We start from the raw sequence: 7,774 nt of genomic DNA, 5'->3' as shown, positions 1-7,774 counted from the left end.
GGAAGCCAGCCGACGTACACGCGCCCGTCCGGGCTGGTGCAGTGCACGTTCGCCTCCGGGGTGTCGACGGTCGGCTAGCCGAGCCCGACGAGAGGCCGGCCCACCGTCCCGCCTACCGGGCCGCCGCCACCACGCGGCCTGCTCCGCCCACTCGGCCCCGTCCGCCTACTCGGCCTTCTCCGTCGCGGCCGCCAGACCCGCCGACCACTTCTCCTCGACCCTGCCGAGCTTCCAGTAGGCGATCGCCGCCGCCCAGGTGAGCACGAAGAGGCCGACGATGGCGTAGCCGACGAAGTTGAGGTCCAGCTCGCCGATCCAGGCGACCGGCCCGCTGGTGATCTCCAGCTTCTCGCCGAGCAGCCCGATCAGCTCGATCGAGCCGATGACGAGCGCGACCAGCACGGAGAGACCGGTGACGGTCAGGTTGTAGTAGATCTTGCGGACGGGCTTCGAGAACGCCCACTCGTAGGCGAAGTTCATGAACGAACCGTCGATGGTGTCCAGCAGGCTCATCCCCGCCGCGAACAGCACCGGCAGGACCAGCAGCGCGTACCAGGGCAGTTGGAACGCGGCCGCGCCGCCCGCCAGGACCAGCAGGGAGACCTCGGTCGCGGTGTCGAAGCCGAGGCCGAACAGCAGACCCACCGGGTACATGTGCCAGGGCTTGGTGACGGCCCTGGTCACCCGGCCCAGGATGCGGTTCATGAAGCCGCGCTTGTCGAGCTGCTCCTCCAGCTCGGCCTCGTCGAACTCGCCCTCGCGCATCTTGCGGAATACCTTGAGGATGCCGTTGAAGGCGCCCAGGTTGATCAGGCCGATGAGCAGCAGGAACGTTCCGGAGACGGTGACGCCGATCAGACCGGTCGTGTCGTGCAGGGTGGAGTCGTCGGACTCCACCTGCCCGGCCAGGGACTGGATGCCGAAGGCGAGCAGCGCGCAGAGGCCGAAGACGATCGAGGAGTGGCCCAGCGAGAACCAGAAGCCGACCGAGAGCGGCCGCTTGCCCTGGCCCATCAGCTTGCGGGTGGTGTTGTCGATGGCTGCGATGTGGTCCGCGTCGAAGGCGTGCCGCATGCCCAGGGTGTAGGCGGTGAGGCCCATGCCGGCGCCGAACACCTGGCCGCCGACGTCGTAGTGCTCGGGCGCGATGACCGCGAGGAGGGTGAACCAGCCGATCACGTGCAGCGCGAGGATGAAGCCGCCCATACCGGCCAGGCGCACCCATTCCTCACGGGTGAGCCGGTCGCGCCATCTGACGGCGGTGGCACCTGCGGCGGGGCTGGACACCGTGTCGTCCTTTCGGAGGAGCGTGCGGAGCTGGGCCATCCTTCCCTCGGTGAGCAAGTACTTGCAAGTCATGCGCAGATGCGGACGGGGGGCGGTCGAGTACGCGGCGGCGCGCGAGGGGCGCGTTCCGGAAGCACCCCCTTCCTCCCGGAGATCGTCATGTACCGTACAAATCTTTGTAACCTCCGAAGGCTTTCACCGCCCCGCCACCACGCGGATACTCAGGTTCTACGCGCGAATACTCGGGCGCCGAAACCTCAACTCCCCACGGAGGAACGGCATATGATCCGCATGAGAATGGCTGCCGCACTGGCCGCACCGGCCCTCCTCGCGGTCGGCCTCACCGGCCTGGCCCCCACCGCCACGGCCGCTCCCGGCACCACCCCCGCCCCCACCGCGGCGGCCACCACCACCCCCCACCGCGTGCTGTTCGACAACAGCAAGGCCGAGACCGCGGGCAACGCCGACTGGATCATCTCCACCAGCCAGCCCGACCCGCTGGCCCAGAACGCCAGCCCCAGCACCGAGAAGAGCTGGACGGGCGCACTCTCCGCCTGGGGCGTCGCCCTGCAGAAGACCGGCCAGTACAGCCTCAAGACCCTCCCGGCCGGCTCCACCATCAGCTACGGCACCGGGGCCGCGCTCGACCTCGCCAACTTCGACACCTTCGTGGTGCCCGAGCCGAACATCCGCTTCAGCTCCGCCGAGAAGGCCGCGCTGATCCGCTTCGTGCAGAACGGCGGCGGGCTCTTCCTCATCTCCGACCACAACCAGAGCGACCGCAACAACGACGGCTGGGACTCCCCCGCCGTCATCAACGACCTGCTGACCAACAACGGGGTGAACAACAACGACCCCTTCGGCTTCAGCGTCGACGTCAAGAACATCTCCACCGACAACCCGCGCGCCGTCAACGACGCCGCCGACCCCGTCCTGCACGGGCCCTTCGGCACCGTCACCGGCTCGATCCTGCGCGCCGGCACCACCTTCACCCTGAAGCCCGCCGACAACCCCTCCGTCAAGGGCCTGCTCTACCGGACCGGCTACAGCGGCACGACCGGCGCCTTCTTCGTCACCAGCGGCTACGGCAGCGGCCGGGTCGCGATCTGGGGCGACAGCTCCCCGGCGGACGACGGCACCGGGCAGTCCGGCAACACCCTCTACGACGGCTGGAACGACCCGGCGGGCACCAACGCCGCACTCGCCCTCAACGCCACCGCCTGGCTCAGCAAGGCGTGACCCCCCGGGCACCCTCCCGCCCCGGCCCCCGCGCTCGTCACCGGGGCGTCGGCCCTCATCAGGACACCGGCCCTCATCAGGACACCGGCCCTCACCAGGGCATCTGCCCTCATCAGGACACCGACGGCATCCTCCCCTAGGGTCGGACTGCTGACGCCTGCGGCGCGGGCGGGCCCCCGGGCCCGCCCCGCACCGTGGCCCGCCGAGCGGGACCCGCCACCGGGGCCCCGCCGATCCGGGACTCGATGGGAGCGGCCATGCCCTCGCACCCTTTCCGCACCGTCCGCGAGGACGCACGCGTCCCGCTGCCCGACGGCACCGAGCTCCACGCCCGCCTCTGGCGTCCGGTGACCGACGACCCCGTCCCCGTGGTGCTGGAGTACTCCACCGGGCGCCTCACCGACCGGACGGCCGCCGACGACGCCCGCCGCCACCCCTGGTACGCCGGCCACGGCTACGTCTCCGTCCGGGTCGACGCCCGCGGCCACGGCAACTCCGGCGGCCGGCCCGGCGACGAGGACGGCGAGCAGGAACTCGCCGACGGCGCCGAGCTCCTGCACCGGCTCGCCGCCGAGCCCTGGTGCGACGGCCGGATCGGACTGCTGGGCACCGGCGCGGCCGGGGCCACCGCCCTGCGGCTGGCCGCCCACGCCCCGGACGCCGTGCACGCCGTGGTCACCGCCTGCCCCGACGGCGGCCACCGGCTCGGCGGCGCCGCCCTCGCCGCCGACCTGCACACCCGCGCCACCGCCCGACTCGCCGACGCGGCCCTCCCCCCGGACCCGCAGTACGTCGGCGACGACTGGCGGGCGATGTGGCGCGAGCGGCTCGACGCCCTGGAGCCGGCCTTCCCCACCCGGCTCGCCCCCGAATGGGGCGCCCTGCCGGACACCGCCGCCGTCCCCACCCTCGCCATCGCCGGCTGGGGCGACCCGTCCTGCACGGCCCTCCTGCGCCTACTCGCCGCCGGGGGCGGCGGCGTCCCGGTCCGCGCCGTACTCGGCCCCTGGCCGCACGGCCTCCCGGACGACGTCCTGCCGGAGACCCTGCGCTGGTGGGACCACTGGCTCAAGGGCCTCGACAGCGGCGCCCTCCGGACCCCGGCCCTGCGTAGCTGGATCGGCACCCGCTGGACCGCCGACGACCCCTGGCCCTCGCCCGACGTCCGCCCCGTCCGCTACGGCCTCGACGGCCCGCTGCGCACCGCCGGCACCGCCTCCGACGACCGCCACGTCCACGTCCGCTCCCCCCAGCACACCGGCCTCAACGCCGGCGCGTACGTCCCGCTCGGCCGCCCCGCCGACCGGCCGCCGGACCAGCGGGAGGAGGACGGGCGCTCGGTCTGCTTCGACTCGCAGCCGCTGCCCGAACCGCTCGAACTCCTCGGCGCCCCCTCGCTGCGGCTGCGCCTGCGCCCCTCGGCCGACGCCGGCCCGGTCGTCGCCCGCCTCTGCGACGTCGCCCCCGACGGCACCTCCACCCTGGTCGCCCGGGGCGCCCTGCTCACCACCCCGCCGACGCCGGACGTCACCGTCGAACTGGCCGCCGCCGGCCACACCGTCCCACCCGGACACCGCCTCAGGCTCGCCCTCTCCTCCGGCTACTGGCCGTGGCTCTGGCCCGCCCCCGCGCCCGCCGGCTTCGGGCTCGACCCCTCCCACAGCACCCTCACCCTCCCCGTCCGCCACCTCGCCGCCGACGCCGGCGCGGCCCCCGTCGTCTTCGCGTCCCCCACCCTGCCGCTCCCGCCGCCGGTCCACGTCACCGAGCCGCTGACCGCCCGCCCCGAGCGCCTCACCGTCCACGACGTCGCCCGCCACGAGTGGCGCACCGAACTCTCCCCCGCCACCGACGGCACCCGCACCCACCCCGACGGTCTGGTCCACGCCGAGCACACCGTCACCGTCTACCGGATCCTCACCGGCGCCCCCACCAGCGCCCAGGCCCGCAGCGACCGCACCGTCCGCCTGGAACGCCCCGCCATCGGCTGGGACATCACCCTCCAGACCCGCACCGAACTGCGCTGCACCCGCACCCACTTCCTCGCCCGCACCCACCTGACCGCCCTCGAAGCCGGCGACGTCGTCTTCACCCGCGACTGGCAGCAGCAGATCCCCCGGGACGGCTCGTAGTCCGGCCCCACGGAAACGGACATCCGGGCTACTGCGGATGTCATGACTGCGGCCTACGAAGGCACCAAAGTAATCCTTATGACCTTTCGCGCGCATCCCAGAAGTGTTTATATATGCCCATGAAGACACTGGGCCTGATCGGTGGCATGAGCTGGGAGTCCACCGCCGAGTACTACCGGGCGCTCAACCGGCTCACCCGTGAGCGGCTCGGCGGGCTGCACTCCGCCCGGCTGGTGCTCTACTCCGTCGACTTCGCCGACATCGAACGCCTTCAGACGCAGGGCCGCTGGGCGGAGGCCGGCGAAGTCCTCGCCGACGCGGCGCGTTCGCTGGAGGCGGCCGGCGCCGAGCTGCTGCTGATCTGCACCAACACCATGCACCGGGTGGCCGACCAGGTCGAGGCGGCCGCCTCCGTCCCGCTGCTCCACCTCGCCGACGCGACCGCCGACGCCGTCCGGGCCGCCGGGCTGCGCCGGGTCGGCCTGCTGGGGACGGCGTTCACCATGGAGCAGGACTTCTACCGGGGCCGGCTGGAGGCGCACGGCCTCACCGTCCTCGTCCCCGACACGGACGGGCGCGCCCTCGTCCACCGGGTGATCTACGAGGAGCTCTGCCTGGGCGTCGTCCGCGCGGAGTCGCGCGCCGGGTACCGGCGGGTGATCGAGGAACTGGTCGCCGCCGGCGCCGAGGGCGTGATCCTCGGCTGCACCGAGATCGAGCTGCTGGTCGGCGACGAGGACAGCCCGGTGCCGCTCTTCCCGACCGCCCGGCTGCACGCCGAGGCCGCCGTCGAGGCGGCGCTCGCGGACGGCGGACGCTAGCCGGGGCCCGCGCCGCCGTCCCCGGTGCGGCGGCGCGGGCCCGGGGGGGTCAGGACCGCCAGGCGGGATCGACGACGATCGCCTTGAGCTGGTCGAGACTCAACGCGGGCGTGCCGGGCCGGGCGGTGTAGCCGTTCTCGCCGTTCTGCTCGTAGAGCCTCACCTGCCGGCCGTCCGGGTAGTACACCTCGGCCGTCCAGTGCAGGACCGGATCGACGGCGGACTTGCCGTTCCCGAACCGGTTGACCACGACGAGCGTCCCGTCGGCCAGCTGCTCCCGCACCTCCAGCGGCGTCGGCGGGCTCGACAGCACGGCGCTGCGGTCCTCCAGCCCCCGCGCGCCGGGCGGCCCCACGTGCACCGACAGCAGGCTGGTGCGGTCCTCGAAGGTCACCAGCGCGTTGGCACCCTCCCCACCCTCCACCGCGGTCTGCGTGACGCCGGGCGGGAACAGCAGGGCGAGCCGGGCGAGCAGCTCGGCCGCCGACGGTGTCCGGTCGGCGGCCGGCGGGGCCGAAGGGCTGGGCGGCTTGGGCGGGTTGGCCCGCGCGGGCAGGGCGTCGAAGACCCGCTGCCAGGCCGGCGCGGTCACCAGCGTGCGCAGCTGCTCGGCGTCCAGCGGCGGGTTCTCCCGATTGGACGCGGACGGCTGGCCGTTGTGCTCGATGATCATGATGCGGCGGCCGTCCGGCGCCGCCCAGGTCGCCCGCCACTCCCGCTGGGCCGGGTTGTCCCGGCCCCGGAGCTTGTCGATCACCAGCACGGACCCGTCGGGAGCCTTGGTCCTCTCGCAGGAGTCCTGCGGCGTGCCGAACGGGTCGATGCAGACGGCGCCCGCGTCCGGGGTCAGCTCGGTGCGGTCGACGGTGTAGGAGATCATGCTCGCCCCACTGCCGTCGTCGAAGAGGAGCGTGCCCCTGGTCTGGTAGATGCCGCCGGTGCCCCCGAGCACGCCGGGTGTCTCCGAGTGCATCACCCGGACCACCGTGCCCGGCGGCAGCAGACCGCTCGCCAGTTCCACCACCTCCTCGGCGGTCATCGGCACCGCCGGCGCCGCGGGCACGGCCACGTCCGGCCCTCCGGCGCCCACCACGAAGCCCCCGGTGGCCAGGATCAGCACCGCCAACCCGCCGGCCACCAGCGCCCGCCGCCGGTTCCGCCACCGCCGGCCGCGCCGCTCGGCCCCCGCGGTCAGCGCGTGCAGCGCCGGTGCCGGCGCCAGGGCGGCCGCACCGCGCAGCGCACGGGCGAAGTCGTCCCCGAAGGCGTCCGTGCGGCCGTCCTCGAACTCGTCGTCAACTGGCATGGCGAACCTTCGCCTTCTCGGTGGTGGGGCCCGACTCACCCGGCCCCGGTCGGACGGCGGCGAAGTCGTCGCCGATTCTGTCGCGCAGCCGGGCCAGCGCCCGACTGCTCCGGGAGCGCACGGCCGTGCTGCTCAGGCGCAGTACGGCCGCCGTCTCCTCGATACTGCGGTCCTCCCAGAACCGCAGGACCAGCACGGCCCGGTCCGGGGCCGACAGCTCCCCCAGTGCCCGCAGCAACGTCAGCCGCAGCGCCGGGTCCGGGTCGTCGACGGCGATCTCGGGGACGGCGTCCACCACCCGCTCGGAGCTGCTGCGGCGGCGCCGGTGCGAGAGGAAGGTGTTGACCAGCACGGTCTGGGCGTAGCCGCTGGGGTTGTCGAGCCGGGCTATCCGGCGCCATTTCACGAAGATCCGGCCGAGCGCCTCCTGGACGAGGTCCTCGGCCAGGTGCGCGTCACCGCCGGTCAGCAGGAAGGCGGTGCGCAGCAGCTGTCGCCCCCGGGACGCGACGAAGTCCGGGAAATCCGGCGGTGCCCCCTCGGCCGGGGCGTCCGCACTCGGTATGTGGTCCATGCCCTTCTAACGCCGTTGACCCCCCGTCATGTGGCAGCTCGCGGACGACGGTCTTCGAGGGCCGCCCCGCGCCGGCCGTGGGCGGTACGGCCGCTCCTCGGTGGAGCGGGCGGCGCGGGCACAGCGCTTTCCGGCAGGCGGCGCCGAAAGCCGCACGTGCACGATCACGGTGCCCGGGACCGGCCGATTCGGTGGCGAACCAGCCGAGTCCGCCCCTCGTCGGCCCCGCCGGAATACCCGCGGGCCGACGGGATGAATCGGCCGAAAGGCGGCCGGAACAGATCGATCGCCCAGGTCGTACCAGTCGGCCGCGGTGGCCGGAATTATTCCTTTCCGGCCGCCGACAGGCCGTGGTACGAATGATCAACACATCCACGTACGCAGAGGTCGATCCGCCGCCGGGCCCGGGAATCGG

General features: G+C 73.4%; 6 protein-coding genes. 3 read left to right on the top strand and 3 right to left on the bottom strand.

All coding sequences use genetic code 11. The features are described 5' to 3' along the window. Positions 1 to 165 precede the first annotated feature (165 nt). Positions 166 to 1,206: a HoxN/HupN/NixA family nickel/cobalt transporter gene (locus AB0J08_RS29975; protein WP_360640985.1), complete on the bottom strand. Its 1,041-nt coding sequence runs from the start codon at positions 1,204 to 1,206 to the stop codon at positions 166 to 168. A gap of 363 nt (positions 1,207 to 1,569) precedes the next feature. On the opposite strand from AB0J08_RS29975, the gene AB0J08_RS29970 reads away from it, so the two are divergent. The 3 genes from AB0J08_RS29970 to AB0J08_RS29960 all read left to right on the top strand — a co-directional run bounded on the left by AB0J08_RS29970 (position 1,570) and on the right by AB0J08_RS29960 (position 5,479). Beyond that, positions 1,570 to 2,526: a hydrolase gene (locus tag AB0J08_RS29970; protein ID WP_360640977.1), complete on the top strand. Its 957-nt coding sequence runs from the start codon at positions 1,570 to 1,572 to the stop codon at positions 2,524 to 2,526. A 257-nt stretch (positions 2,527 to 2,783) separates the two neighbouring features. Then, a complete protein-coding gene (locus tag AB0J08_RS29965) occupies positions 2,784 to 4,658 on the top strand; it encodes a CocE/NonD family hydrolase (protein WP_360640976.1) in 1,875 nt (624 codons plus the stop codon). Between the two features lie 119 nt (positions 4,659 to 4,777). Beyond that, positions 4,778 to 5,479 carry an aspartate/glutamate racemase family protein gene (locus AB0J08_RS29960; protein ID WP_360640984.1) on the top strand — a complete coding sequence of 234 codons (702 nt, stop codon included), beginning with the start codon at positions 4,778 to 4,780 and terminating at the stop codon, positions 5,477 to 5,479. Between the two features lie 49 nt (positions 5,480 to 5,528). Here the strand turns inward: AB0J08_RS29960 and AB0J08_RS29955 are convergent, their stop codons facing one another. Beyond that, positions 5,529 to 6,785, bottom strand: coding sequence for a hypothetical protein (locus tag AB0J08_RS29955; RefSeq protein WP_360640975.1), 1,257 nt, complete (start codon positions 6,783 to 6,785; stop codon positions 5,529 to 5,531). Beyond that, positions 6,775 to 7,359, bottom strand: coding sequence for a SigE family RNA polymerase sigma factor (locus tag AB0J08_RS29950; RefSeq protein WP_360640974.1), 585 nt, complete (start codon positions 7,357 to 7,359; stop codon positions 6,775 to 6,777). The genes AB0J08_RS29955 and AB0J08_RS29950 overlap by 11 nt, the downstream gene beginning before the upstream one ends. Positions 7,360 to 7,774: the final 415 nt, after the last annotated feature.

The sequence above is a fragment of the Kitasatospora sp. NPDC050463 genome (genome assembly GCF_040655255.1).
In the GTDB taxonomy this organism is placed as follows: Bacteria; Actinomycetota; Actinomycetes; order Streptomycetales; family Streptomycetaceae; genus Kitasatospora.
Note: the sequence above shows the minus strand (reverse complement) of the source record. Positions and strands in the feature narration are given on the sequence as shown.

What these genes read in the sequence shown, in the direction of transcription:
- AB0J08_RS29975 (WP_360640985.1), bottom strand. Translation starts at nt 1,206, where the DNA reads ATGGGCGGCTTCATCCTCGCGCTGCACGTGATCGGCTGGTTCACCCTC.
- AB0J08_RS29970 (WP_360640977.1), top strand. Translation starts at nt 1,570, where the DNA reads ATGATCCGCATGAGAATGGCTGCCGCACTGGCCGCACCGGCCCTCCTC.
- AB0J08_RS29965 (WP_360640976.1), top strand. Translation starts at nt 2,784, where the DNA reads ATGCCCTCGCACCCTTTCCGCACCGTCCGCGAGGACGCACGCGTCCCG.
- AB0J08_RS29960 (WP_360640984.1), top strand. Translation starts at nt 4,778, where the DNA reads ATGAAGACACTGGGCCTGATCGGTGGCATGAGCTGGGAGTCCACCGCC.
- AB0J08_RS29955 (WP_360640975.1), bottom strand. Translation starts at nt 6,785, where the DNA reads ATGCCAGTTGACGACGAGTTCGAGGACGGCCGCACGGACGCCTTCGGG.
- AB0J08_RS29950 (WP_360640974.1), bottom strand. Translation starts at nt 7,359, where the DNA reads ATGGACCACATACCGAGTGCGGACGCCCCGGCCGAGGGGGCACCGCCG.